Annotated in this window: 30 protein-coding genes and 2 tRNA genes; 21 read left to right on the forward strand and 11 right to left on the reverse strand. The window is 50.1% G+C overall.

The annotated features are described in order from the left end of the window. Window positions 1-49 precede the first annotated feature (49 nt). The 9 genes from carA to NSU14_RS05225 all read left to right on the forward strand — a co-directional run bounded on the left by carA (window position 50) and on the right by NSU14_RS05225 (window position 9,019). Window positions 50-1,228 (forward strand): glutamine-hydrolyzing carbamoyl-phosphate synthase small subunit, encoded by a 1,179-nt coding sequence (carA, locus tag NSU14_RS05185; protein ID WP_042139367.1) that lies wholly within the window; start codon window positions 50-52, stop codon window positions 1,226-1,228. Window position 1,229: 1 nt separating this feature from the next. Further along, entirely contained in the window at window positions 1,230-4,451 is a 3,222-nt protein-coding gene (gene carB, locus NSU14_RS05190; protein ID WP_340943318.1) for a carbamoyl-phosphate synthase large subunit, read from the forward strand. A 194-nt stretch (window positions 4,452-4,645) separates the two neighbouring features. Beyond that, window positions 4,646-5,362, forward strand: coding sequence for an orotidine-5'-phosphate decarboxylase (gene pyrF, locus NSU14_RS05195; RefSeq protein ID WP_042141534.1), 717 nt, complete (start codon window positions 4,646-4,648; stop codon window positions 5,360-5,362). After that, window positions 5,359-6,000 carry an orotate phosphoribosyltransferase gene (pyrE, locus tag NSU14_RS05200; protein ID WP_340943321.1) on the forward strand — a complete coding sequence of 214 codons (642 nt, stop codon included), beginning with the start codon at window positions 5,359-5,361 and terminating at the stop codon, window positions 5,998-6,000. Before pyrF ends, pyrE begins: the two co-directional genes overlap by 4 nt. 154 nt (window positions 6,001-6,154) lie before the next feature. After that, on the forward strand, window positions 6,155-6,280 hold the full coding sequence (locus NSU14_RS05205; RefSeq protein ID WP_256703856.1) for a hypothetical protein: 126 nt from the start codon (window positions 6,155-6,157) through the stop codon (window positions 6,278-6,280). A 289-nt stretch (window positions 6,281-6,569) separates the two neighbouring features. Further along, a complete protein-coding gene (locus NSU14_RS05210) occupies window positions 6,570-8,138 on the forward strand; it encodes an extracellular solute-binding protein (protein ID WP_340943323.1) in 1,569 nt (522 codons plus the stop codon). 435 nt (window positions 8,139-8,573) lie between these two features. Next, on the forward strand, window positions 8,574-8,738 hold the full coding sequence (locus tag NSU14_RS05215) for a hypothetical protein (RefSeq protein ID WP_019909365.1): 165 nt from the start codon (window positions 8,574-8,576) through the stop codon (window positions 8,736-8,738). 83 nt (window positions 8,739-8,821) lie between these two features. Next, window positions 8,822-8,898, forward strand: a tRNA-Met gene (locus tag NSU14_RS05220). A gap of 47 nt (window positions 8,899-8,945) precedes the next feature. After that, window positions 8,946-9,019 (forward strand) — tRNA-Ile (locus NSU14_RS05225). Between the two features lie 423 nt (window positions 9,020-9,442). Here NSU14_RS05225 and NSU14_RS05230 read toward each other — a convergent pair. Further along, window positions 9,443-9,859 (reverse strand): VOC family protein, encoded by a 417-nt coding sequence (locus tag NSU14_RS05230; protein ID WP_340943325.1) that lies wholly within the window; start codon window positions 9,857-9,859, stop codon window positions 9,443-9,445. 776 nt (window positions 9,860-10,635) lie between these two features. On the opposite strand from NSU14_RS05230, the gene NSU14_RS05235 reads away from it, so the two are divergent. Both NSU14_RS05235 and NSU14_RS05240 read left to right on the forward strand, forming a co-directional pair. Further along, window positions 10,636-11,439, forward strand: a complete 804-nt coding sequence (locus NSU14_RS05235) for an undecaprenyl-diphosphate phosphatase (protein WP_336101029.1) — start codon at window positions 10,636-10,638, stop codon at window positions 11,437-11,439. Between the two features lie 180 nt (window positions 11,440-11,619). Further along, entirely contained in the window at window positions 11,620-12,009 is a 390-nt protein-coding gene (locus tag NSU14_RS05240) for a hypothetical protein (RefSeq protein WP_076243876.1), read from the forward strand. Window positions 12,010-12,081: 72 nt separating this feature from the next. On the opposite strand, the gene NSU14_RS05245 is transcribed toward NSU14_RS05240, so the two are convergent. Next, window positions 12,082-12,792 carry an SDR family NAD(P)-dependent oxidoreductase gene (locus NSU14_RS05245; protein WP_340943327.1) on the reverse strand — a complete coding sequence of 237 codons (711 nt, stop codon included), beginning with the start codon at window positions 12,790-12,792 and terminating at the stop codon, window positions 12,082-12,084. Window positions 12,793-12,891: 99 nt separating this feature from the next. On the opposite strand from NSU14_RS05245, the gene NSU14_RS05250 reads away from it, so the two are divergent. The 3 genes from NSU14_RS05250 to NSU14_RS05260 all read left to right on the forward strand — a co-directional run bounded on the left by NSU14_RS05250 (window position 12,892) and on the right by NSU14_RS05260 (window position 13,971). Continuing rightward, complete coding sequence (locus NSU14_RS05250) at window positions 12,892-13,251, forward strand: MerR family transcriptional regulator (protein WP_076244111.1); 360 nt, start codon at window positions 12,892-12,894, stop codon at window positions 13,249-13,251. A gap of 98 nt (window positions 13,252-13,349) precedes the next feature. After that, window positions 13,350-13,619: a hypothetical protein gene (locus NSU14_RS05255; protein WP_076243871.1), complete on the forward strand. Its 270-nt coding sequence runs from the start codon at window positions 13,350-13,352 to the stop codon at window positions 13,617-13,619. A gap of 88 nt (window positions 13,620-13,707) precedes the next feature. Then, window positions 13,708-13,971 (forward strand): hypothetical protein, encoded by a 264-nt coding sequence (locus NSU14_RS05260; protein WP_144026075.1) that lies wholly within the window; start codon window positions 13,708-13,710, stop codon window positions 13,969-13,971. Here the strand turns inward: NSU14_RS05260 and NSU14_RS05265 are convergent. Beyond that, a complete protein-coding gene (locus tag NSU14_RS05265; protein ID WP_340943333.1) occupies window positions 13,925-14,689 on the reverse strand; it encodes a WD40/YVTN/BNR-like repeat-containing protein in 765 nt (254 codons plus the stop codon). The genes NSU14_RS05260 and NSU14_RS05265 overlap by 47 nt on opposite strands. 30 nt (window positions 14,690-14,719) lie before the next feature. Between NSU14_RS05265 and NSU14_RS05270 the strand changes: the two genes are divergently transcribed. Then, complete coding sequence (locus NSU14_RS05270; RefSeq protein ID WP_336101025.1) at window positions 14,720-14,989, forward strand: hypothetical protein; 270 nt, start codon at window positions 14,720-14,722, stop codon at window positions 14,987-14,989. On the opposite strand, the gene NSU14_RS05275 is transcribed toward NSU14_RS05270, so the two are convergent. The 4 genes from NSU14_RS05275 to NSU14_RS05290 form a co-directional block, all read right to left on the reverse strand. After that, window positions 14,986-15,144 carry a hypothetical protein gene (locus tag NSU14_RS05275; protein WP_156118710.1) on the reverse strand — a complete coding sequence of 53 codons (159 nt, stop codon included), beginning with the start codon at window positions 15,142-15,144 and terminating at the stop codon, window positions 14,986-14,988. The genes NSU14_RS05270 and NSU14_RS05275 overlap by 4 nt on opposite strands. 342 nt (window positions 15,145-15,486) lie before the next feature. After that, window positions 15,487-15,651 carry a hypothetical protein gene (locus NSU14_RS05280; protein WP_156118709.1) on the reverse strand — a complete coding sequence of 55 codons (165 nt, stop codon included), beginning with the start codon at window positions 15,649-15,651 and terminating at the stop codon, window positions 15,487-15,489. An 87-nt stretch (window positions 15,652-15,738) separates the two neighbouring features. Continuing rightward, on the reverse strand, window positions 15,739-16,281 hold the full coding sequence (locus NSU14_RS05285; RefSeq protein ID WP_171719980.1) for an ImmA/IrrE family metallo-endopeptidase: 543 nt from the start codon (window positions 16,279-16,281) through the stop codon (window positions 15,739-15,741). A 143-nt stretch (window positions 16,282-16,424) separates the two neighbouring features. Next, a complete protein-coding gene (locus NSU14_RS05290) occupies window positions 16,425-16,601 on the reverse strand; it encodes a YjfB family protein (protein WP_076243860.1) in 177 nt (58 codons plus the stop codon). A gap of 169 nt (window positions 16,602-16,770) precedes the next feature. Between NSU14_RS05290 and NSU14_RS05295 the strand changes: the two genes are divergently transcribed. Then, a complete protein-coding gene (locus NSU14_RS05295) occupies window positions 16,771-16,926 on the forward strand; it encodes a hypothetical protein (protein WP_155991357.1) in 156 nt (51 codons plus the stop codon). 48 nt (window positions 16,927-16,974) lie between these two features. On the opposite strand, the gene NSU14_RS05300 is transcribed toward NSU14_RS05295, so the two are convergent. Beyond that, entirely contained in the window at window positions 16,975-17,112 is a 138-nt protein-coding gene (locus tag NSU14_RS05300) for a hypothetical protein (protein ID WP_156118708.1), read from the reverse strand. A 239-nt stretch (window positions 17,113-17,351) separates the two neighbouring features. Then, window positions 17,352-17,792, reverse strand: a complete 441-nt coding sequence (locus NSU14_RS05305; RefSeq protein ID WP_340943343.1) for a NucA/NucB deoxyribonuclease domain-containing protein — start codon at window positions 17,790-17,792, stop codon at window positions 17,352-17,354. A 227-nt stretch (window positions 17,793-18,019) separates the two neighbouring features. Here NSU14_RS05305 and NSU14_RS05310 point away from each other — a divergent pair, with 227 nt between their 5' ends. Continuing rightward, window positions 18,020-19,495, forward strand: a complete 1,476-nt coding sequence (locus NSU14_RS05310) for a glycosyl hydrolase (RefSeq protein WP_340943345.1) — start codon at window positions 18,020-18,022, stop codon at window positions 19,493-19,495. Between the two features lie 15 nt (window positions 19,496-19,510). Here NSU14_RS05310 and NSU14_RS05315 read toward each other — a convergent pair whose 3' ends face one another. Continuing rightward, window positions 19,511-20,008 carry a zinc ribbon domain-containing protein gene (locus tag NSU14_RS05315; protein ID WP_336101021.1) on the reverse strand — a complete coding sequence of 166 codons (498 nt, stop codon included), beginning with the start codon at window positions 20,006-20,008 and terminating at the stop codon, window positions 19,511-19,513. Window positions 20,009-20,206: 198 nt separating this feature from the next. On the opposite strand from NSU14_RS05315, the gene NSU14_RS05320 reads away from it, so the two are divergent. Further along, window positions 20,207-20,827: a hypothetical protein gene (locus NSU14_RS05320; protein WP_144026073.1), complete on the forward strand. Its 621-nt coding sequence runs from the start codon at window positions 20,207-20,209 to the stop codon at window positions 20,825-20,827. 244 nt (window positions 20,828-21,071) lie between these two features. Then, a complete protein-coding gene (locus NSU14_RS05325; RefSeq protein WP_340943347.1) occupies window positions 21,072-21,407 on the forward strand; it encodes a YolD-like family protein in 336 nt (111 codons plus the stop codon). A gap of 36 nt (window positions 21,408-21,443) precedes the next feature. On the opposite strand, the gene NSU14_RS05330 is transcribed toward NSU14_RS05325, so the two are convergent. Beyond that, window positions 21,444-21,605: a hypothetical protein gene (locus NSU14_RS05330; protein ID WP_340943350.1), complete on the reverse strand. Its 162-nt coding sequence runs from the start codon at window positions 21,603-21,605 to the stop codon at window positions 21,444-21,446. Between the two features lie 251 nt (window positions 21,606-21,856). Between NSU14_RS05330 and NSU14_RS05335 the strand changes: the two genes are divergently transcribed. Together NSU14_RS05335 and NSU14_RS05340 are read left to right on the forward strand one after the other, a co-directional pair. Beyond that, entirely contained in the window at window positions 21,857-22,543 is a 687-nt protein-coding gene (locus NSU14_RS05335) for a M15 family metallopeptidase (RefSeq protein WP_340943352.1), read from the forward strand. Window positions 22,544-22,619: 76 nt separating this feature from the next. After that, entirely contained in the window at window positions 22,620-23,075 is a 456-nt protein-coding gene (locus NSU14_RS05340; protein ID WP_052422035.1) for a WGxxGxxG family protein, read from the forward strand. Window positions 23,076-23,212 lie beyond the last annotated feature (137 nt).

Raw genomic sequence — 23,212 nt, forward strand, 5'->3', positions numbered from 1 at the left:
GGCCGTGACATAAGAATCAGACTACAGAAACAAGAAGGAGTGGAAGGGAATGCAGGCGAGATTGCTGCTTCAGGACGGAACGCTGTTTACAGGCACCGCATTTGGCGCGGAAGGCGAAAAGACGGGCGAGGTTGTATTTAACACAGGAATTACGGGATATCAGGAGGTGCTGTCGGACCCTTCGTACTGCGGCCAGATCGTCACAATGACGTATCCGCTGATCGGAAATTACGGCATTACCCGTGATGATTTCGAATCTGTGCGCCCTTTTGTGCACGGCTTTGTGGTGCGTCGTCACGAGACTGTGCCCAGCAACTGGCGTGCTGAATACAGTGTAGACGATCTGCTGAAGGAATACGGCATTCCCGGAATCAGCGAGATTGATACCCGGATGCTGACCCGCATTATCCGCCATCACGGCACGATGAAGGCGATCCTCACCACTTCGAATAAACGTGTGGAAGAACTGATGGAAATGATGGGCGATACTACAATTGAAGAATTGCGCAATCAGGTAGCCCGTACCTCCACAACCAAGACATATAGCAGCCCGGGGAATAAGGAACGTATCGTGCTGGTAGATTACGGCGCGAAGACAGGCATTCTGCGCGAGCTGAACAGCCGCGGCTGTGATGTGGTTGTCGTGCCTCACGATGTGACTGCAGATGAGATCCGCCGCCTGAATCCGGACGGAATCCAGCTGTCGAACGGCCCTGGGGACCCTAAGGATGTGCCTTATGCGGTTAAAACCATATCCGAGCTGCTCGGCGAATATCCGATCTTCGGCATCTGTCTGGGTCATCAGCTGTTCGCGCTGGCATGCGGCGCCGATACCGAGAAGCTCAAATTCGGCCATCGCGGCGGTAACCATCCGGTCAAAGAGCTGGAGAGCGGACGCTGCTTCATCACATCGCAGAACCATGGTTACACGGTTAATGAAGAATCCGTAGTGAACACGGATCTGGAAGTAACGCATATTAACAACAATGATAAGACCGTCGAAGGACTGAAGCATACCCGTTACCCCGCTTTTTCGGTGCAATACCATCCGGAAGCGGCGCCGGGACCGCATGACAGCAGCTACTTGTTCGACCGTTTCCTGCAGATGATCGCAGACCACAAGGCGAAACTGCCGGCAGGCTCGCGCCAGGCGCAGCTTGCGGCCAATGCCAGAATCACGGCACCGAAACCTGCAGCACAGCTTGAAGCCGTGAAAGGAGCACTATAACATGCCTAAGAACGATAAACTCAAAAAAATTCTGGTTATCGGCTCCGGTCCGATTGTCATCGGCCAAGCCGCCGAGTTTGACTATGCGGGCACACAAGCCTGCCAGGCGCTCAAAGAAGAAGGCGTAGAGGTTGTGCTGATTAACAGCAACCCGGCTACGATCATGACCGATACCAATATGGCTGACAAAGTATATATTGAACCGATTACGCTCGAATTCGTGACGGCGATTATCCGCCAGGAGCGTCCGGACGGACTGCTGCCGACACTGGGCGGACAGACCGGCCTCAACATGGCAGTGGAGCTGGCCCGTGCAGGCGTACTGAAATCCGAGAATGTGAAGCTTCTGGGTACACAGCTGGAATCCATTGAGAAAGCAGAAGACCGCGACTTGTTCCGCGAGCTGATGCGTGAGCTGGATCAGCCTGTTCCTGAGAGTGCCATCATCACAAGTGTGGAAGAAGCGATGGGCTTCGCCGCCGGCATCGGCTATCCGCTGATCGTCCGTCCGGCCTACACGCTGGGCGGAACAGGCGGCGGGATCTGCGACAATGAGGAAGAGCTGCGTGAAACCGTCAAAGCAGGTATCCGTTACAGTCCGATCGGCCAATGTCTGGTGGAGAAGAGCATCGCCGGCATGAAGGAAGTCGAATATGAAGTCATGCGTGATAAGAATGACAACTGTATCGTAGTCTGCAACATGGAGAACTTTGATCCGGTTGGCGTACATACAGGCGACAGTATCGTAGTAGCGCCAAGCCAGACGTTGTCTGACCGTGAGTACCAGATGCTGCGCAGCGCTTCACTGAAGATTATCCGCGCGCTGAATATCGAAGGCGGCTGTAACGTGCAGTTCGCACTGGACCCGCAGAGCTATCAATACTATGTCATTGAAGTGAATCCGCGCGTAAGCCGCTCGTCGGCGCTGGCGTCGAAGGCGACCGGGTATCCGATTGCCAAGATGGCCGCCAAAATCGCCCTCGGCTACACGCTCGATGAAATCGTCAATCCGGTTACCGGACAGACATATGCCTGCTTCGAGCCGACACTGGATTATATCGTCAGCAAAATCCCGCGCTGGCCCTTCGACAAGTTCATCTCTGCGAACCGTAAGCTGGGTACCCAGATGAAGGCAACCGGAGAAGTGATGGCCATCGGGCGTACCTTCGAAGAGTCGATTCACAAGGCGATCCGGTCGTTGGAGATCGGTGTGCACCGTTTCCGTCTGCCTGGCGCAGAGCTGCTTGAAGACAGTGTACTGCGTAATAGACTCGCCAAAGCGGATGATGAGCGCCTGTTCCTGATTGCAGAAGCGTTCCGCCGCGGCTACGGGCTGCAGGATATTCAGGATACGACGAATATTGACTGGTGGTTCCTGTCCAAGATCGAAGGCCTCGTGAACTTCGAGGACGAGATCCGCGCGGAAGAAACCTTGTCCGCAGAAATTCTCTATCAGGCTAAACGCAAGGGCTTCACCGACCGGGCGATTGCCGAGATCCGTGCCGAAGGGCGTCCGGGCGGGGCATTCACCAAGGAATCCGAAGTACGCGTGCTGCGTCTGCAGCAGGGTCTGGTTCCGGTATTCAAAATGGTCGATACCTGCGCCGCCGAATTCGAAGCTTCAACGCCATACTACTACTCGACCTATGAGACCGAGAATGAAGTGATACATTCCGATAAACAGAAGGTTATCGTGCTCGGCTCCGGTCCAATCCGGATCGGCCAGGGTATTGAGTTCGACTACTCTACCGTGCATGCAGTATGGGCCATCCAGAAAGCCGGCTATGAAGCCGTAATTATCAATAATAATCCTGAGACGGTGTCAACGGATTTCAATACATCAGACCGCCTGTACTTTGAACCGCTGTTCTTCGAGGATGTCATGAACGTTATCGCCCAGGAGAATCCGATCGGGGTTATCGTACAGTTCGGCGGACAGACAGCAATCAATCTGGCTGCACCGCTCGCAGCAGCAGGTGTGAACATTCTGGGCACGAGCCTGGAGAGCATCGATGAAGCGGAGAACCGCAAGAAATTCGAAGCACTTCTGGCCCGTCTGGATATCGCACAGCCAAAAGGCAAGACGGTTATCAACATTGACGAAGCCGTTGAAACAGCGCAAGCGCTGGGGTATCCGGTGCTGGTTCGTCCATCATATGTCCTCGGCGGCCGTGCAATGGAGATTGTCTACAACGATACAGAGCTGCTGAGCTATATGGTTGAAGCGGTGAAGGTTAATCCGGAGCATCCGGTGCTGATCGACCGTTACATGCTGGGCAAAGAGGTTGAAGTCGACGCGATCTGCGATGGCGAGACCGTAGTGATTCCGGGAATTATGGAGCATGTAGAACGCGCAGGGGTTCACTCCGGTGACTCCATCGCCGTCTATCCGCCGCAATATCTGGATGAAGGCCTGAAGCAGAAGATCTCCGAGATCACGATCAAGATCGCTAAGGAACTGAAGACAATCGGACTGGTCAACATCCAGTTTGTCATCTATCAGAACGAAGTGTATGTGATCGAGGTTAACCCGCGCTCCTCGCGTACGGTTCCTTTCCTGAGCAAGGTGACAGGCATTCCAATGGCTAATCTGGCAACCAAGATCATCCTCGGCGGCAAGCTGAAGGAAGACGGGTACACAGAAGGGCTGTGGCCGGAAAGTGACTACGTTTCGGTAAAAGTGCCAGTGTTCTCCTTTGCCAAGCTGCGCAGAGTAGAACCGACGCTTGGACCGGAAATGAAATCGACCGGCGAAGTTATGGGCCGCGACAAGCTGTATGCCAAAGCGCTCTACAAAGGGCTGATCGGTGCGGGAATGAAGATTCCGGCCACCGGAGCAATCATCGTTACCGTAGCAGATAAAGACAAAGCTGAAGCGGTTGAGCTGATGAAAGGCTTCCATGCCATGGGCTACAAAATCATCGCTACCGGCGGTACTGCGCTTGCGCTTGAGCAGGCCGGGCTGAACGTGATGAACGTCAACAAGCTGGATGAAGGTGAGCCGACCATTCTGGATCTGATCCGCAGCGGTCAGGCGAACTTCGTCTTCAATACACTGACCAAAGGCAAGACGCCTGAGCGTGACGGGTTCCGTATCCGCCGGGAAGCGGTTGAGAACGGCGTTGTATGTATGACTTCGCTGGATACTGTAACCGCGCTGCTGAGAATGCTGCAGACGATCAACTTCTCGTCACAGTCGATGCCTGCTTTTGTCGGACAATAATAAATAGGGTAAGGGCCGCCGCTACAGGCTGCTACAAGGACGGTTTGCGTTAGCGCAGACCGTTCACCTATGCCCGGGACCTTGAAGAGCTCATTACCACTTGATTACAGAAAGAAGGCTGGCAAATGGACGGGACCGCAGCACAGCAGCACCACGAACATGAGAACATCGGGCAAGTAGAAAAGCGTAATGAAATGGCCGGACGGCTGATGGTTGCCCTGGACTATCCGGATGCGGCACAGGCGAGGCTATTACTCGACCAGCTGGAAGGTATCCCTTGCTATATGAAGGTCGGCATGCAGCTGTTCTATGCTGCCGGGCCGGACTTCATCCGGGAGCTGAAGGAACGCGGCTATTCGGTCTTCCTGGACGTCAAAATGCATGATATCCCGAACACCGTCCGGGGCGGGGCGGAGAGCCTGACCATGCTGGGCGTTGATATGTTCAACGTGCATGCCGCCGGAGGAGCTGCCATGATGGCTGCTGCTCTGGAAGGCGCAGCGAAGGCCGTCAGCCTGCATCCGTCGCTGCATATTCCGCTCATTATCGCGGTGACCCAGCTGACCAGCACCAGCCAGGAGGTTATGAACAGCGAAATCGGCATCGCCGGAACGGTGACGGACACGGTTGTACGGTACGCCAAGCTTGCGGCGGAAGCCGGCCTGCATGGTGTGGTAGCATCGCCGCAGGAATCAGCGGTGATCGCAGCAGCCTGCGGACCGGATTTCCGCACGGTGACCCCGGGTATCCGGCCTGCCGGTGCCTCCCTTGACGATCAGTCCCGGGTTATGACACCCGGACAAGCTATACGGCAGGGCAGCCACTACCTGGTAGTGGGCCGGCCGATTACAGCGGCGGCAGATCCGCGCGCCGCAGCACTTACCATTATTGAGGAGATGAGCGAAGTATGAGCCCATTAGAGAATAAAAGTGAACAAGTTGCACGTTACCTGCTGGAGATTGGAGCGGTAGCCCTGCGCCCGCAGGAGCCGTTCACCTGGACCTCCGGCATCAAATCGCCGATCTATTGCGATAACCGCCTGACCTTGTCCTTCCCGGTTGTCCGTAACTATATTGCTGAGGCCTTCGCAGAGCTGATCAGAAGCAGCTATCCGGACGCTGAGGTGATTGCCGGGACTGCAACAGCCGGAATTCCGCACGCGGCCTGGGTGGCCGATAAGCTCGGTCTGCCGATGGCTTATATCCGCGACAAGGCCAAAGGCCACGGCAAGCAGAACCAGATCGAAGGCCTGATCGCTCCCGGCCAGAAGGTGATCGTGATTGAGGATCTGATCTCCACCGGCGGCAGCTCGATCAAGGCCGCGCAGGCTGTGCAGGAAGCGGGCGGCGTACCGCTGGCCGTACTGGCTATCTTCAGCTATGAGCTGGACCGCGCCGTAGATGCCTTCGCCGCTGCGGAAATCCCGCTGCAGAGCCTGTCCAATTACAGCACACTCATTGATGTGGCGCTGGCTCAAGGCACGATCGCTGACTCGGATGTAGCGCTGCTGCAATCGTGGCGTAAAGACCCGGCAGCGTTCGGCGTATAAGCTGGATTGCAGATACATCAATACCTCACACTTGATTTGTTACCGGCTCATTTGAAACTTCTTATGAAGCTTCTTAGTGAGCGGTGTGGACATTAATGTTGTACGTTTTACAACTTTGTCTCATGCATAGCCAGGTGTTTAGGAGGATTGTTGTATGAAATACAAGAATATTCCTGCTAAGCCGCTTGGTGAAGAGGAAATGCTGCATTTTCTACAACAATCTTCGATTTTGGCCGATAGGATGAGGAAAATGTTGTATTCTGTGCAGGATTTTGTGTAAAGCTGACGGATCCCTACAATAAAAGGCGGATGAATCGGGAAATTCATGCGACAACAGCCGCCGCCCGGAAGCAGGCCAGAAATACAGCAAGAAGCCCCGTGCCTTCACAGGTACAGCAGGGCTTCTTTTTTTGCGTTAGACAAAAGCAGTCTGTGCCAAGGTGAACAAACTGTCTTTTTAGTTTAAATGGGATGTCACTTCCGATATTCGAATAGGCTATATAATGCTAAATAAAGGCATGCTCAGCCACTTGTCCAGGCTTATGATATTTCATTAGGAGGCTATAAATATGGCTAAATCAACGATTCCTCTTCTGCTCAGGCGCGGTCTTCAGCTGGCACTCTGTGCGGCGGTACTGTTGCCTGTTATTTCGGCTGAAGCGGCGGCAGCCCCTGTCAGCTCTGCCACTTCGGCCAAACCCCTGACGGCATCCGTGGTGACGCAGCCATCGGGAGGACAGCGGGTCCTGCGGATCGGCAGTCTGTGGAGTAACAGCGATGATACCTATCTGCGCCAGAATCTGACTGACCTCTATGAGTTCACGCATCCGGACGTGAAGCTGGAGTTTGTTCCGGCGGTGGATCAGGAGCAGTTCCGCTTCACCAACACGTACATGGTGGAAGGACCGGAAGCATTGGGGCATATGCGTGACATCATGGTTGGCAGTGATCCGGTAGATGTGGTCATAGGAGACAGCAGCCTGATCAGGAGTCTGGCAGCCCAGAACATGCTTGAGCCTCTGCAGCCGCTGATTGACCGTGACGGCTATGATATCAGCAATATGGCACCAACGATGCTGAATGGTGTCCGTGAGCTCGGAAGGGGCCATCTATTTGCGCTGGCACCTACTTTCAACGCCAGTGTAGTTTTCTATAACAAAGGGATATTCGATGCTGCCGGAGTGAATTATCCAACGGACGGGATGACCTGGGATGAATTCTTCAAGCTTGCAGGTATGGTGACGAAGACCTCCAAGCAGATGGATGAGCGGATATATGGCTTCTCAAGGAGCCGTTATGTCGGCGATCCGTTCGGGGATATGCAGGCGTATCTTTCTCCTCTGCAAGCTGCTATGTACGATAACCAAGGCGGGGCAATGACAGTGAACAATGCGCTGTGGAGTAAAGGCTGGACTACCTTCAGCAATCTGATTCAGAAGAAGATTATCCCCGGCCCGGATGATATTGAAGCCGCAGCCGCAGCTGTTGCCGAACCTGCAGAGACCGGATTTAACCCGTTTCTGGGAGACTGGTTTCTGACGGGCAAAGCGGCAATGGTCATCGGGGAATATGGTTATATCAACGAGTTGGCTTCCGCGGACCGCAATGCGCTCCTGATTAAGAACATTAATTTCAGACATGTGGATTGGGGAATCGCCGCCGTACCTACGTTTGCCGAGAAGCCGGGCGTGGCCGTCGGCGCGGGACTGGATCAGATGCTGGCCATCAGCAGTACCGCGCAGAATGAAGAGGATGCCTGGGAGCTGATCAAATTTGTGAACAGCAACGAAGTAGCCAGAATCAAGGCGGCCAATCCTTATCAGCTTACCTCCCGGATGGATTTCAACCGTTCACAGAAGGCTGGAGTAAGCCTTGAACCCTTTTACAATGTGAAGCCTGTGCGGGTGACGGACGCTAATGTGGAGAGTCTAGCGTACAAGATGCCTAATATTTATCAGATTAATCTGGCCGGACAAATGCTGTTCAGCGAAGTCATTCAAGGCAAACGGACGGTAGCGAATGCCCTCAAGGCCTGGGAGCAGCAGGGCAACCATATGCTTAACGCGATGCGCAAAGATCCCGCGGTCTTGTTCAATCTGGACAACGGCTGGCTGGAGCGAAGTGCGAAGGGCAAGTAGTATAGCGTCAAATTTAAACTAGTGAGAACCACTTTGGAAAATCATTTGCCAATGGTTTGTAGTGACCCCATTATGGTATATCCGATCCGGTATGCTTAAGTGCACTTTGTACAACTAAATCGTCTGATTTATAACCAAATAATCGTTTAGTTGTATTTCGTGCAATTAAACTTCGAGTTGCAGACGGTTTTCCCCGATTCGGGCAGATTTAGTTGTACAGACTACAGTTATAAGAGGCAAGCATCCCTTTTTGCTGTTTTTAATTGTACATTATACAACTATCCTCTGAATTCTTGAATGGAAAATAATTTCAGACAAGCGGTGCAGAAATTGCCAGCCGTTCCGCAGGGCTTTTTTCCTGTTATTAATGAAAAACTGGGCATGATAATGATCAGAGCAGCAGCAAACATTAATACGAAAAAGGAGAAGGGCATCATGAATTGGATATACTTCGCGAAATTGTTCAGGACAAGATTTCAAGCGGGTTGTCTGGCTAAAAGACTTGAACAGGACGGCTGGATCTACGGCTATCATGATCCGCGTTTTGTGGAAATTTACCGTTCGCGCAAGGGCCGCTACGGTGTGCGTTTTCTGCCATAAACAAATTAACCAAATTCATCCTTGACTTTATCTATGCTTATATTGTATATTATCTATTGTCGCTGTTTGAATATGATTACTGACGCGGGGTGGAGCAGCCCGGTAGCTCGTCGGGCTCATAACCCGAAGGCCGCAGGTTCAAATCCTGCCCCCGCAACCAATTTTATTTCATCAGACAGCACTTGTATAATACGGATATCCTAGTCCGGGCCCTTAGCTCAGTTGGTTAGAGCGGTCGGCTCATAACCGATTGGTCACAGGTTCGAGTCCTGTAGGGCCCACTTCACTAAAACCCTTACCCTGTAAGGGTTTTTTGCTGTTTATAGAGTCGGCGGAGCGAATAGGCTTGAGTGGGGAAAGGTCTTAATTTTGAGATGCTGACGGAATTGCTAACGGAGACTTATATTCCACAGGTTCAAGCTTTAAACTCGATTTTTACATCATATTTATTTTGGTTATCCTGCGTGATTTCAGAATCTCCGCCTTTATGGGTAATCCACTTTAAAGTAAGCCACTTTATATCCTCAGCATGGCCTTCCTTAAGAAAAAAAGTATAGGAAAATCAATCTATGGTGCGCGGTTCGTGCGGTCAACGATTTGAATTAAGAGCATACATAAAATAACCCTGTCGCAAAAAAGACGCCGGGGAAGGCACCCGTCATCTTCCCTTGTTAATCCAAGTATCAGTGCGCTCTCCGTTATCCTTAACCTTGAGCGGCATCCGTGTTCATGTAGTTGATTGCCCACATATGGCCGTCCAAGTCCTCGAAGGCCCAATGATACATGAATCCATAGTCCTCAGGCTCTTCGTACGATTTCCCGCCCAAGGAGACCGCAGTATTCACGATTTCAACCACCTTTTCTCGGCTCTCGAAGGTGAGTGCGATCGTCATTTGCGCATACTTTTCCGTATCAACGGTTTCCTTCTGCGTGAGCGACTTTAATAGTTCTTTGGTGAGCAGCATGATCTGCAGGTTGTCGCCGATCACGATGGCTACCGAATTCTCATTATCGGGGAATTGCGGGTTGAGCTCGAATCCGAGTCCGGTGAAGAACGCCTTCGACTGTTCTACGTTGTTTACAGGCAGATTGAAGCTCGTGAATGTGGACATTAATACCATTTTTAACACCTCATCTTCAAAATGGTTTGTTGTCATTGATGCCTTCGTTTATTTAGACGAAAGCCAATCCGGGAATTCATCGGTCTACTTGATTCCTGCCACTCCTGTATTATTGTAAAATGCAAACCCAGTATATCAACGAACTTCTCAACATACCAGAGTTACACGTAAGCCAGATTCTGCTTGTTAATCACAATGAGCCATCTGTCGGTCTTCAAGAGGAAATCCTATCTGCATGTACCGGCGATCCGTTTGTTCTGTACGACTTGTCATGCCGGATTCGGATAGACCTGCGAATTTGTGGGACACAAATAACGCTACAGCTCAACAGCCAAAAATTTTTTAGTGGGGAGAATTAGCCATGTCCAATGAGCATTCCGTAAGTCATCTAAGAGGTATTCATTAGTATCATCCTACATTAGGACAGATATAATAATATGGTGTTGGAGATTTCGTTAAGAGGAGAAGATAACGAAGGGCCAGAGGCGGCTATGTTTAGCAGTAGAAATGGATTAACTGTGTGGCAGCTGCCATAAAGAACTTGCTATGAGGTGAACCTATGAAGCGAGAAAAGCCAGCAGATGCGTTTCAATCGGTATATTTTATTACTGATTGGTGGGACGGGCCAAAATCCGGATTTGCTGATTATAAATGATCAATGTGACAATTATGTCATGCTGAATGGAAGATTGTAAGGTCAATCGATTGGGAAATAATTATGTCCCCCGTATACTGGAAATAAAAAGCTTCCATTACCGAAAGGGGACTATCCACTGGTGACTGACATTATGAAAGCAATCATTCTCGGCATAATCGAAGGTTTAACTGAATTTCTACCGGTATCATCTACCGGACATCTTATTTTAGCAGGTGATTTGCTTAGCTTTGAGGGAGAAGCTGCAATCACTTTTAAGATTGTTATACAGCTGGGTGCAGTAATGGCGGTTTTAATTCTTTACTGGAAAAGGTATTTGGAGATTGGGTCTAATATGGTTAGAATGGATTTCTCCAAAAGTAAAGGATTAAACATCATTCATATGATATTAGCTATGTTGCCTGCATTAATCATGTATCTCCTCTTCAAGGATACTATAAAAAGCCGTTTATTCGGCCCGACTCCTGTCGTGATCGGTCTAGTAGTCGGGGGCTTGTTGATGATCATCGCTGCACGGAATAGGCGGACAGAAACCGCTGATACGATGGATGGAATTAGCTATAAACAAGCCTTCGGAATCGGTCTGTTCCAATGCCTGGCGTTGTGGCCGGGATTCTCAAGATCGGGTTCGACGATTTCAGGCGGCCTTTTGCTAGGCACTAGCCAAAAAGCCGCCGCAGATTTTACATTTCTTATTTCCGTCCCTGTCATGTTTGGTGCAAGCTTGTTGGATTTGTATGATAGCCGTGATTTGTTGAATTCTGACGATTTACTTCTAATGTTAATTGGCTTTGCGGCATCCTTTATAGTGGCAATGATTGCCGTAGTGACCTTTATCAAACTGATTAAACGTCTTCGCTTGGAATGGTTTGCCCTCTATCGGTTTGTATTAGCAGCTCTCTTCTATTTCATCGTCATACATTAATTAGTTCCATTTAGTTGTTAAGGATCTAATGTGAGTTTTCTGGAGAAGGTTCAAATTTTCACAATGTATTTTTGTTTAAAAATGCGATACACTGGACTCACACAAGATTGTGATTGCTAACTGAAGGAATTTTACAGCAGCGGAAAATCACATCTTCTTATCTATTTGGGAGGTGTCTTTTTGGAAGACGTAATTAATTTTGTCCAAACCTTCAAAGGTCTAGAGGCGCGGATTAATGAATTCATTAACGAGGATTCGTCTCTGGAATATGTGGAGGGATCTGAAGAAGTAGTGGCTGGAGGAGCTTACGCCTGGTCTAAATTAAAACCCGCTGAAATAAATAAGCAAGATCACATTGACTCTGATTATATGGAATTAGCAGATGAGGTCAGAAAAGTTTTGAAAAATGAACACAGCCCCCATATTGAAAAATTTGAACGGAGTTGCGCCTTAGTTTTAAACTATATTCGGCAAGACACTTTGCTCTGGGTTCCTGGTTTGAAAAATGTGATTGAAAATATAAAATCCGAATTGGATTTACAGCAGTTTTTCATGGAAGTGACACGATAGTCTGTTATATTGAGGCCCGTCAACCGTAATCCGTTGGCGGGCACTTTTCTTTCGTGGCAAGTCTAACCTGCATTACCAGGCATAAACCCCATTTACATCGAGAAACTCCCCGTTATGCCGCTTACCATCCGTTGCGTAGCCGACAATAATAGCTGCACCGTCTGCTTTGGATTTGCCGCCCTCGGCATTGCCGTTCAAATCCGTCTTGGTGAAGCCGGGAGTTACGGCGAATACTTGAGTATTGCTGTCCTTGCATTCAATCGCCATGGCCACGGTCATTGCATTGTTGGAGGTTTTGGAGGCATTATAGTCAAAAGCATTAAGCGCATATGCAGAGCTCTGCATGAAGTGAAGTGAAGCCATATCGGTCGATACGTTCACAATGGTTCCTTCATTCTTTTGGATTAAAGGGAACAGCTGTTGATTCAGGCGGAACGTTCCGAAGAAATTCACTTCAAAGGCATTGCGCAAATCGGCCTCCTGGGTTGCACTGAATGAGCTCGAGAAGGCTCCCGGCATGCCGGCATTATTAATTAAAAGCTTCAGATCAGCGTAATTGGCCTGAATGCTGCCGGCTGCTTGTTCAATACTCTCTTGATTAGTCATATCAATTTGCACAAACTCTGCGTTTAATCCCTGGTTTCTTAGTTCGGAAGCTGCGGCTTCCCCCCGTTCAACACTGCGTGCACCAAGCAACACCTTCCAGCCGGCTTCACCGAGTTGTCTCGCAATTTCAAATCCAATTCCTTTATTGGCGCCTGTTACAAAAGCGGTTCTGTTCATCGTAATCCTTCTTTCTGTGGGATATGGTCTAGCAACAATTCAAAGCTTATTATGCTACACTAAGTGTAGGTCAACATAAATATTTGGGAGTGAACCGGAATGTTTACGATAGGACAAGTCGCCAAAAAAGTTGGGGTGGGCATAGGGGCGATCCGCTTCTATGAACGAAAAGGACTTCTGGATGCAGTAGCCCGCAATGAGCAGAACAACCGACTGTATACCGAGCAGGAAATTACCTGGCTGATCTTCCTTAGATGTCTGCGTGAAACGGGAATGAGCGTGGAGGAGATCAAGAAGTATCATGATATGGTCAAAGCCGGCACGGCTACCTTACCGGAGCGGATTACGCTTATTCAGAATCAGAAGAAACAGCTCCTGGATGATATAGAAGCGAAAAAAGCACAGCTCATACATCTGGAGCATAAGCTGGAGCGGTATTATGCCGGGGAGAATTATTAATAGATAATATTCTGGCGCGGTTCTCTATGGATTCAAGATGTATGTCATGGTCCCCGTCTATCATTATATGGTAGTATTTAGTAAATGGAGGGGCTTAGATGAAATTAATGAAGAGATTGGGTTTGTGGTTACCGATTCTGTCTGTAGCGGTATGTATGATTAATCTGTCAGGACAAGATGATAAAAACCTGCTGCTTTTTTTGACCGGTCCTTTACTGTTATGGCTTAACCCTCAGCTGACAGATCTGCATTACACCATGGACAATGAACTTCTGTTCCAGTTTATACTATACGGAATTCACTTCTTCTTCTGGCTGGGGTTTGGATTATTGTTCGATTGGTTATTAGCGCGCAGAAGAGCGAAGTAGAGTTCCGAAGTTCTAAGAATGACTTCAGGGAGAAGTTGACTTCACATTCCATTTACTGGGTAATAACTTGTAAAAGGAGCGTGAGGCTATGAATATCGCAGACTGGAGCATTATGGATTGGTTCTCGCGGCTGGTGGGAATAGGAATTATCTACTCGGCTGTGCAGCTGGCCTTCTCCCGAAAAGGGGTCAAGATTCGAACCCGGAGGCCTTTCCGGGAAACTATGGAGTCTACAGCTACGCCAGGCCAGCAAACGGTTCTTCGGGTGGGCGGAGTCTTCGGGATCTTTCTGGGTCTTGCGGTTGTCATTTATGGAACGAGGATTTTTGATGTGCTGTTTCCATGGATGTAGCCCAATCCTTGCCGTCCGGTGAAGTCCAAAGGGCATGGCCAATGCGGATTTCCCAAGAATAATGCTCCTTATCCTGAATTTCAGCAGCGTCCCAGGACAAACTGTTCCATGTACCGGCGGTAGGGTCAGTTATAGCATTCCAGTGCCGCCCGTAATCTTGGGTCACGAAAAACAGGAAAAACGAAGTGTTTCCGCCCTGTGCATTCTGTATCTCCGTGTGATCCGGAATCATGATTCCATAGGATGTTGAGCTGAAAAAAACAGGCGGTGCAGGATCGAACATGGAAGAGGCGTATTGATCAGGCACTTCAAGCTTCTCTTGGGTCCAGTGCGCTCCGCCATCTCCGGTTGTGTACAGCCGCTGGGTCCCTGGCTGCGGAGTGTTGATGGTTAGCCAGCCGTTATCCGCACTACTGAATGTAAATGCTCCAACCGGTCCGGACGGTAAGGTTCCATTCTCCGAATCACTGAGCTTATCCCAGGTCTTGCCGCTATCGGCCGTCTGGTAGATCGCATTATCAGCTCTGAACATCCCGGAACCGGCCGAAGTGACCTTCCAACCGTGCATCTCATCCAAATTATATTGATAAGTCTGAATGTTCTCTGTAGACACAGAAGCACCTGTATCAGCGGCTTGTGCGGGCATCGGATTAAATGTGAACCCCCAAAGGCCAGCTGCAAGTTGCAGCAATAACCAAACACTTCTTAGAATTTCCACTACAAACACCTCCCTTGTCCATAGTAAGGGATGGGAGCTGGATATAAGTTACAGAAACATGATGAAACGATTAAAAAATATATAACCAGAGGAGAGTGGAGAAAGAGTGAAGCAGAGGATAACAACCGTGAACTGGAGAAGCGGGTTGCTGCGCTGGAGAAACGGATTGCTGTGATGGAGAACTATAACCCGCCCCCGCAGTCCACCAAAAAGGTAGTCTGGATCATGCTTGCGGTAATACTCGGAATCTCCCTGGCAATGGCGGGTATCGGGATTATCCAGTTTGTCAGCAGCGGCTAGTCGTTATTCTTGTCATTAATCAGCAGAGAAGTGCAGACCAGCGCTACAATAAGCATGATGCCCATTGCGATCATTTGAAAGATATTATTATAGGGATCTGAGAACGTTATGTATTCGAATACGACCTTGGATAGTAAATAGTAAAGAATACTCAATAGGCTTAGAAAGACTAGAGCGGCTACGATCCATTTCTTGATTGTCCTGATAGTGATAGAATCACTCCGTCCGCGGGGATAATAAATTGCAGTTACTCCCATTATTGTACAATATGGTAGCACAAGAGAAAACTGAAAATTGCAGTCCCCTGACCCTTTGCCCATAATCAGAACCTGCTCAGCCTGATTTAAGGTTGGTTTAAGCAACAGTGAGTATAGTGTATACATACCCCCTGATAGAAACCTTAGACCCTGCCGGATATTGGCGGGGTCACTTTTTTATAGGGTGAAAGGTTATGGACTGAGCTAGCTCTCTATATGCTGATTATTCTTCACGGAGGTTTAATCGTACTCCTTGGGTTCCTGCAGTAAGATGGAGAAGGTCTGCGTTTCGTGGTCCACTTCAATGGTCTCAATGCCGACAAAATCCGGAATTTCGGGATGAACTGCATCTACGCTGTAATCCGGATGGGTCAGCAATAATTGAATGACTTTTATGGCTTCCATGTCGCTCCCCTTTACGGTTGAAATGTAACCATGCATAGAGGTACATCTGTTGTTCTAATGTCTATGCCGGTATTATCCCCGCAGCGCTTAGCGAATATGTCTATGGATTAATTTTCTGTCTTCGTTTCTTTCCATTACGGCCATCAATTGCCCCTGGAAAATCCGCCGCTGGATCTGGTCAATTCGCTGCAGAGCCAGCTCCACAGGAACCTGGAAGGTACTGGCAAGCTCAGCCACGGCATCCTCACGCAGTTCAGGCAGTGTCCGTGCAGAAATCATGGAATAGGGCATGGCGGCATAGAGAATAAACCGTTCCGATTCATCCTCCTGCGCCTGCGTGAACTGTTCAGGCATCAGAGTATGCTTGCCGGCATGGCGGAGCAGATGACACAGCTCATGGAGGAACTCCAGCCGCTGCAGTTCGGGAGGAAGCCTGTTGTCGATAAACATACTGTACATTCCAGCGCTGGCCTCAATGCTCTTGCTACGGACATCCAGATAATGAATCCAGATATTCAGCCGCTCGGCTATGTATTCAATGGATATGTCGGACGGCTGGCGGACACCGATGCGCTGATATAAATCCTCTGTCCATTTCTCCAACGCAGTCATCTGATAATAGGATTGCATAATCAATCACCTCAATATAAGATCGTATGTTCGTATTAAAGGTCAAAAGAAAAGCCCTGAAGGGCTAAGCAATCAGCACACTCAATAGTCAGCAGCTGAATGGATATGGAACGGGTGTTCCTATGTATGTAAGCATAAAGCAATCAGGCGCGAATATCAAGTGTTTTTCCCAAGGTGGGGTGTGCGCCCTGACTCAGCATCTGGACCATATTCTGGGCATCCGTCTGTGCCTGATCTTTGGCAATACTCATGACCTGTAATCCCGCAGCCTGCAATAAAGACGACTGGTTCATGACAACCGATAGTGCAGCAATATCCATTTGTGTTCCTCCTCCAAGATTTTTTGAAGCAGCGCATCCACCTTTTATATCGACCGAATAGGGCTTGGCCGTTAGGTGAATGGCATTTCTTTGCCAATTGGCCCATGCCACCGGTTAGATTTCCACATATTCTGTGCTGTATTCAATATTCAAGAGGAGGAATTAAATTATGGGAGCAGAGTATGGTTGCGGTTGTGGAAATAACGTCGGTGGAGTTAATCAGGGTCCTCCGATTGTTCCGGTTGTAAGCCCTTGGACTTCGACTGGTGCGATTCTGGTTCTGTTCATTCTGCTGGTTATTATCACTAAAGCCTGTTTGTTCTAGAACCGCATTGAACAAGTGCTGCCCTGTCTGGCCTGAGGCCGGATGGGGCTATTTCTTTTTTTTGCGTGCCGCCGGACCGATCTGGCGTTTGATTCTGCCTGTATGCTCATCCGTTTCAATGATATACAACTCCTTGACTGTACCTGCAAGTGCAAACCATTCCTGTAAGGCTTCAGCCTCGGACATAGGGCCGTACAGCCTTTTCCCCCGATAACAGATATAGAACACTCCCGGCTCTCCGTCTATGGAATAATATCCCACCCTATTTTACGCTTTATTTGGGTGAAATTGCATAAAGAACTGTCGTTCGCATAACAGGCATGCAAATGTCCTTATATGACGGAGAGGAGAGCGGCTAATATGCGATCTGTTTCTTATCAGCAATCATTTGCGGTAGCGGTAGCCGGAGCATTCAGGCATTCTGCCTATTTGAACATGAACTCTACGCGGGTACCGTCTGCGAAGTCCTCCAGCTGATTGCCGACCCAGCTTCCAGCTCCGCGGTTATCGCTGGGAGTTATGTATTCAATATCAGCGCCGGCTCCACCTTCCGCACACATCGCCATCGGCCATTCGTCGCGGTCATAACCTTTTTTGGTGGGTACGCCCTTCAGGGATTCCTTACGGTTGTCTTCGGCTTCATTCCGGTCAATCGTGCAGATGGGGGACTCCCCGTTCTCAATCGCTTCCTGAATATGTCTGGCGGTCTCCGGATAACGGTCAGACGGGAATTCCAGCCGTACAACCTCTGACTGGCCAGAAGACGGCGTCTGGGACGGAAGCTGACCATTCTCCCCGAAGTAGTAAGCAGCCAGGCTGAGCAGAACAACAATAATAAGACTGGTGATGAATTTTTTGGCTTTCATATCTGCTCCTTAAAAGTTTTGTTAGCATAGCTTCCAATGATAAGCTCCGGCAAAACTCGCTTCGGAAGCATACGCTTAAGTATTGTGGGCGCAGGAAGCCTACGCTCACAATAGTATAGCGTATGACTGCGGGATTGGAACAGACGTAATTCTTGTCTATCCGCCGTTCTGATGTTACATAATTCGCCATAAAATGTACAAACAGATGGAAAAGGATGGTGGATAAAGTGGAACAGCGTGTACTCAGAGATCTGCTGGATTCCGCGTCACGGCTGGTAGGGGATGTACAATGGCAGGCCGCCTTCCGCAGTGTGCTGATGAGTCCTGCGGATGCGGAGCTGGCCCTGCCAGCGCGTAAATTGCTGAACACCTTATACTGGCTGCAGGGGCAAGGCGTGATCAGCGGACAGCATGATTATCTGGAGAGCCCGGATGAATTCAGCGTGAAGCTGAAGAATACCGGCGGGAGCTATGCGGGACTTCACGGCTATGAAATGGGTGCCATCAGCAACCAGACGGAGCAGCAAATCAGCAGCCAGCGGCAGGCCGTCACAGACAGTGCAGTCCGCTGGCATCATGCCGGGGGAATCGTGACGATGAGCTATCATGCCAATCTGCCGGGAACCGCTCCGGCCTGGGCGAATGTCTCGATGAGCCTCAGCGAAGCAGATTTCAACAAATATATTACTCCGGGAACCGTCCAATACACAGCAATGATTGCAGAGCTGGACAAAGTAGCCGTGTATCTCAAAAAGCTGAAGGATGCTGGTGTACCTGTGCTCTGGAGACCTTACCATGAGATGAACGGCGGCTGGTTCTGGTGGGGGCAGAAGTCTTCCTTCAGCACCCTCTGGGAGATTATGTTCGAGCGGTATACCGTATATCACAAGCTGCATAATCTGCTGTGGGTGTGGAGTCCGAATGCGAAGAATCAGTGGTGTGACGAACCTGCGAAATATTACCCGGGCAGCGGAAGAGTAGATGTGCTGGCACTGGATATCTATGACGCGGACTTCAAGGGGAGCCATCATGACAGCCTCTGGGATCTGGGGCGCGGCAAGCTGATCGCCATTGGCGAGAATGGGGAGCTTCCTCCGGCAGCCCAGCTGGCTGGTTCCCAGAACAAATGGAGCTACCAGATGACCTGGGGCAAGCTGCTGTATGAGAAGAACAGTGATGCGGTGATCAAAGCTTTTATGAAGGATAATTTCGTGTTCACGAGAGACGAATATGCAGCAAAGGCGGCAGCAATGGATCCATCACCGGGCGGTATTCCTAAGCCGGGCTTGTATGGCCAGTACTATAATAACATTACGCTCAGCGGTACGCCCGCCCTCACCCGGACGGATGCCCACATCAACTTCATCTGGAGACAGGCAGCCCCTGATCCGGCTATTGGTGCAGATTTGTTCTCGGTAAGATGGAGCGGCAGGCTAAGTGCGGTGTACAGTGAGACTTACACCATCTATACTTCTTCGGATGATGGCATCCGGGTGTGGATCGACGGCAAGCTGATTATTGACAGCTGGATGAAGCAGAGCGGGCAGGAACGGCAAGGCAGTGTGAAGCTGATTGCGGGTAAGCTGCATGAGCTGAAGGTGGAGTATTACGAGAACCAGGGGGATGCGCGGGCCGTGCTGATGTGGGAGAGCCCCAGCCAGGTCAAAGGCGTAATTCCGGCAGGGGCTTTGTATCTTCCTTAACAGTAAGGTCTTAGGTCAGATTTGTTCGCGGTAGCTGATGTTGTTGGCGACTTTTTCGTTGCGGACGGCTTGTCGCAGCACGTCTTTTACGGTCTGAACCTTGCGGATTTTGCGGAAAGGAAGCTGCGGCGACGAGGCGTCATCCGAGAGGATCGTAAGCGTTCCAATGCCTAATATACGGTCGGGAATCGACTGCGTGACGGAAAAATCATTGACCCGCAGCAGCTCGATTTCTTCGACATCCTTGCCGATCAGTCCGCTCTTCACCATAATCCGCTGGGTTGTAATCGTGTATCTGGTGGTATTGAGTCCAATAAGCCCCTTGAGCCGGTCGGATATGCCCGCAGGCTTACCCTGCCACAGCTCGGTTTCTGTGCTTGTTCCGGAGACCCGGCCTGCCGCCGGACGGCGTGCTGCTGCCGGAGCGTTATTATCCTCTGTACCTGCTCCGCATTCTCCGCAGAATTTGGCACCTTGCTTATATTCCGCACCACAGGCTGTGCAATAAGGCATAAGATATCTTCCTCTCGTATAACGGATAATTTGATTATAGTATAACAAGAATTCCCAGTCAGTACCGGGTTCTTCTTGTGTTTCTTTCTGTGAATACGCTTTATCTCAGGAAAATGTTTCATCCCGGCCGATTTTACATTAATTTCATTTGCACTTAACAAAATTCGATATTATTCTGTTAAGTGGAGGGATATAAATATGAGACGATTTTTATTTGCAGGATTACTTATGATGGTTGTAGTCCTAAGTGCCTGCAGCAATGACAGCGCAGAACCTGCTTCGCAGGAAGTAGTGCAGGATACAGTTCAGAGCTTTTACAATGAAATGTCAAAATTCGATGAAATGGGTAAATCCTCGCTGGAAAATTTCAACACCACCTTAACTTCTTATTCAACCGGAGAGGCGACCGAGAAGGAGCTGCAGAAGGCCGTGGACGAGTTCCAGGATACAGCCTCCGATATTGCCGATCAGGTGAGTGACGTGAAGATTTCCAAGAGCCTGCCGGACACGATCCAGACGCTGCTCAGAGATTCAATTATTGCTTTTAAAAGTGCCTATTCCATTAAAGAGCAGGCCTCCAAAAGCGCGGTTTCTCCCGATGTAACTGCCGAGGAATTCAATGCAATGAACCAGCAGGCGGATGTAGCGATGCTGTACGGCATCTCCAAGCTGAATGAAGCCAGAGCGGCCGCCGGACTGATTGACCCGGAAGAGAGCACAGAAGGTCTAATTGTGGACCCGTCAGAAGCGGACGCGGCTGCGAAGACGGATACGGGAGCTGCAACGACAGAGAGCACGGCAGGAAACACGGCCAATTAAAAAGTATTCATCCCCGTTTAGTGCCTGAGTAATTACCAGAATGAATTCAAGCTAGCCCCACTGCTGTGGGGTTATTTTGTTGTGCCGGCGGAGTCCGGTATGGTTCCTTCCAGGTCTTGGTGCTTACATATATTTCTGCTTGCTTAAAAAGCCGGATCACGGATATAATACAAACATACGTTCGGTATATGAGCGGACAACGTATTGCGGTATTGTATACAGACCATAGATTGGGGGAGCGGCAATGGGCAAAAAGCTGGAGGGCAATAACCTGTGGGACAGCAACCGGACAGTACTGCCGGAGCAGATGCGCGTAATCAGTAGAGGTGAACGGGAGACGTGGCAGAGCGTCAGGCCGGTTCCGGATGAGCACAAGCTGGAGGAGATTGAGCATACGCTGGCTTTGTCGCTGCGGAGTCATGTACGGGTAACGGTAGTGTTGTTTGACCCTCTTGAGCACAAGCTGCTTAGCGGATTTGTAACCTCCATTCACACCCACTCGCGCGAAATCAAGCTGCAGTGGGCGGAGGAATGGAAGTGGCTGAACGTGGATGATATTGTGGACGCCTATATCGTCTGAGGGTGCAGGCGAAGCTGGCCGGAGCGGACGGAGCGGTTAATTTCTCCCGGCGGCTTCCGTCTTTTCATAAGCAATCAGCGTGACTCCGGGATTCCCGGTCATCCGGGCGATGGCCGACTCGGCCTCGCGGATCACCTCAACAACATCTTCCTGATCGCTAAGCGCGGCCACCTTATAGCTGTCACTGTGAATATCCATGGTTGTCCACCTTTCCATGCGGGATTAAGGATTAACGGTACTCCATGTTAGTGTGGCCTGTGGTGCAGCAATTCATCCTTGTTGGCTCCTGTTTACGCTAAGCTGGATCAAGCCTCATTAAAGCCCTCAGGAATGCCTGGGGGCTTATTTCGTATGCTTCAGGGAACCTGGCAAACTTGGGCGGATGCAGGGGTGAAAGTGTACATGCAACATTGTACAAGCGGGCATTTACTATACCAGGGGGTGAGTATATGCTGACTTTGGATCAAGTGAAGAGTAAGTCGGCAGGGTGGCTGGGCAATCTGCATCCGGTGCTGCTGGCGGGTGCTACAGAGCTCATCCGGCGGAGTTATGCCAGAGGGATTCCGATCCTCATTACCCAGGGAATGCGCACCATTGCCGAGCAGAATGCGCTATACGCGCAGGGAAGAACGAAGAAAGGCGCTATTGTAACCAATGCCAAGGGCGGGAACAGCTATCACAATTACGGCCTGGCAATTGATTACGCACTGCTGCTGCCGGATGGCAAAAGCGTATCCTGGGATATGAAGCGTGACGGAGACGGGGATAAGGTAGCGGACTGGCAGGAGGTTGCACAGGAGGCGAAGAAGCTCGGTTTCGAGTGGGGCGGGGACTGGAGTTCCTTCAAGGACTACTCTCATCTGCAGATGACCTTCGGACTAACCACTGCTGAGCTCCGGGCCGGTAAGCACCCCACCGTTCAGCAGGTGAAGGACGCATTAAGCCGGATTAACGGAGGTGACCCAGAGGTGAATACCGAGGTTAAAGTAAATATCACATTGAACGGACAGAAGCTCACGACCGGCGTGCTGGACAGCGTCACCACGTATGCTCCGGTACGCGCCATTGCCGAAGCGCTTGGAGCCAAAGTGACCTATGATGCGCTCAGCAAGACCGTGAACATCATAAAGGAATAATCTGCGTTGCATAGATGATGTGCCGTGTGGGGAAATTATCAGCGATAAACCATAACCACAGAGGAGGCATACCATCTTGAACAAGCTGATTACAAGCCTTGCATGCGGCACAGTACTTTCCATGAGTCTGCTCGGAGCCGGTTACACATCTGCTGCGGCTGGCACGACAGGAATGGGCGGAACGGCACCCGTTACCAACAGCACAACATCGGATACCCGGATGGGCACAATGGGTAACATGGGTGACATGGATGGCCGGAGCACACAAATGATGAACGGCCGGGGCAATACCATGATGAACCAGACGACAGGCACCATGCACAAGAATGAGACGATCATGAAGGATAAAATCCGTACCGGAGACAACAGCTCCGTCTCTCCGCTGAACAACACTACACCAACCGGCATCTACCGGGCACAGAGCACCACAGGCGATAACGATAACGGCTCTAATTGGGGCTGGCTCGGCCTGCTCGGACTTCTGGGGCTGGTTGGTATGCGGAGCAGAAGCGGCGAGCGCGAACGCCACTAAGCAGGGTAGGAACTGCAAAGAGCCCGCATCAGTTTCGGCTGATCGGGCTGTTTGTCTGGATACAGGAAAATTTAATGGTAATTATTTATTGCGTATCCCCATAATACGTGATATTATATTTCTTGTCGCGTTAACCA

The organism is Paenibacillus sp. FSL R10-2771 (assembly GCF_038000205.1).
Taxonomy (GTDB): Bacteria; Bacillota; Bacilli; order Paenibacillales; family Paenibacillaceae; genus Paenibacillus_AQ; species Paenibacillus_AQ phytohabitans.

Coding starts and splice junctions, on each gene's coding strand:
- NSU14_RS05320 (WP_144026073.1), top strand. CDS start 20,207: ATGAGACGATTTTTATTTGCAGGATTACTTATGATGGTTGTAGTCCTA.
- pyrF (WP_042141534.1), top strand. CDS start 4,646: ATGGCCGGACGGCTGATGGTTGCCCTGGACTATCCGGATGCGGCACAG.
- carA (WP_042139367.1), top strand. CDS start 50: ATGCAGGCGAGATTGCTGCTTCAGGACGGAACGCTGTTTACAGGCACC.
- NSU14_RS05325 (WP_340943347.1), top strand. CDS start 21,072: ATGGGCAAAAAGCTGGAGGGCAATAACCTGTGGGACAGCAACCGGACA.
- NSU14_RS05255 (WP_076243871.1), top strand. CDS start 13,350: ATGAAATTAATGAAGAGATTGGGTTTGTGGTTACCGATTCTGTCTGTA.
- NSU14_RS05285 (WP_171719980.1), bottom strand. CDS start 16,281: ATGCAATCCTATTATCAGATGACTGCGTTGGAGAAATGGACAGAGGAT.
- pyrE (WP_340943321.1), top strand. CDS start 5,359: ATGAGCCCATTAGAGAATAAAAGTGAACAAGTTGCACGTTACCTGCTG.
- NSU14_RS05215 (WP_019909365.1), top strand. CDS start 8,574: ATGAATTGGATATACTTCGCGAAATTGTTCAGGACAAGATTTCAAGCG.
- NSU14_RS05280 (WP_156118709.1), bottom strand. CDS start 15,651: ATGGAAGCCATAAAAGTCATTCAATTATTGCTGACCCATCCGGATTAC.
- NSU14_RS05230 (WP_340943325.1), bottom strand. CDS start 9,859: ATGGTATTAATGTCCACATTCACGAGCTTCAATCTGCCTGTAAACAAC.
- carB (WP_340943318.1), top strand. CDS start 1,230: ATGCCTAAGAACGATAAACTCAAAAAAATTCTGGTTATCGGCTCCGGT.
- NSU14_RS05250 (WP_076244111.1), top strand. CDS start 12,892: ATGTTTACGATAGGACAAGTCGCCAAAAAAGTTGGGGTGGGCATAGGG.
- NSU14_RS05245 (WP_340943327.1), bottom strand. CDS start 12,792: ATGAACAGAACCGCTTTTGTAACAGGCGCCAATAAAGGAATTGGATTT.
- NSU14_RS05330 (WP_340943350.1), bottom strand. CDS start 21,605: ATGGATATTCACAGTGACAGCTATAAGGTGGCCGCGCTTAGCGATCAG.
- NSU14_RS05300 (WP_156118708.1), bottom strand. CDS start 17,112: ATGTCCGAGGCTGAAGCCTTACAGGAATGGTTTGCACTTGCAGGTACA.
- NSU14_RS05290 (WP_076243860.1), bottom strand. CDS start 16,601: ATGGATATTGCTGCACTATCGGTTGTCATGAACCAGTCGTCTTTATTG.
- NSU14_RS05205 (WP_256703856.1), top strand. CDS start 6,155: ATGAAATACAAGAATATTCCTGCTAAGCCGCTTGGTGAAGAGGAAATG.
- NSU14_RS05260 (WP_144026075.1), top strand. CDS start 13,708: ATGAATATCGCAGACTGGAGCATTATGGATTGGTTCTCGCGGCTGGTG.
- NSU14_RS05270 (WP_336101025.1), top strand. CDS start 14,720: ATGGGAGCTGGATATAAGTTACAGAAACATGATGAAACGATTAAAAAA.
- NSU14_RS05335 (WP_340943352.1), top strand. CDS start 21,857: ATGCTGACTTTGGATCAAGTGAAGAGTAAGTCGGCAGGGTGGCTGGGC.
- NSU14_RS05305 (WP_340943343.1), bottom strand. CDS start 17,792: ATGAAAGCCAAAAAATTCATCACCAGTCTTATTATTGTTGTTCTGCTC.
- NSU14_RS05315 (WP_336101021.1), bottom strand. CDS start 20,008: ATGCCTTATTGCACAGCCTGTGGTGCGGAATATAAGCAAGGTGCCAAA.
- NSU14_RS05295 (WP_155991357.1), top strand. CDS start 16,771: ATGGGAGCAGAGTATGGTTGCGGTTGTGGAAATAACGTCGGTGGAGTT.
- NSU14_RS05210 (WP_340943323.1), top strand. CDS start 6,570: ATGGCTAAATCAACGATTCCTCTTCTGCTCAGGCGCGGTCTTCAGCTG.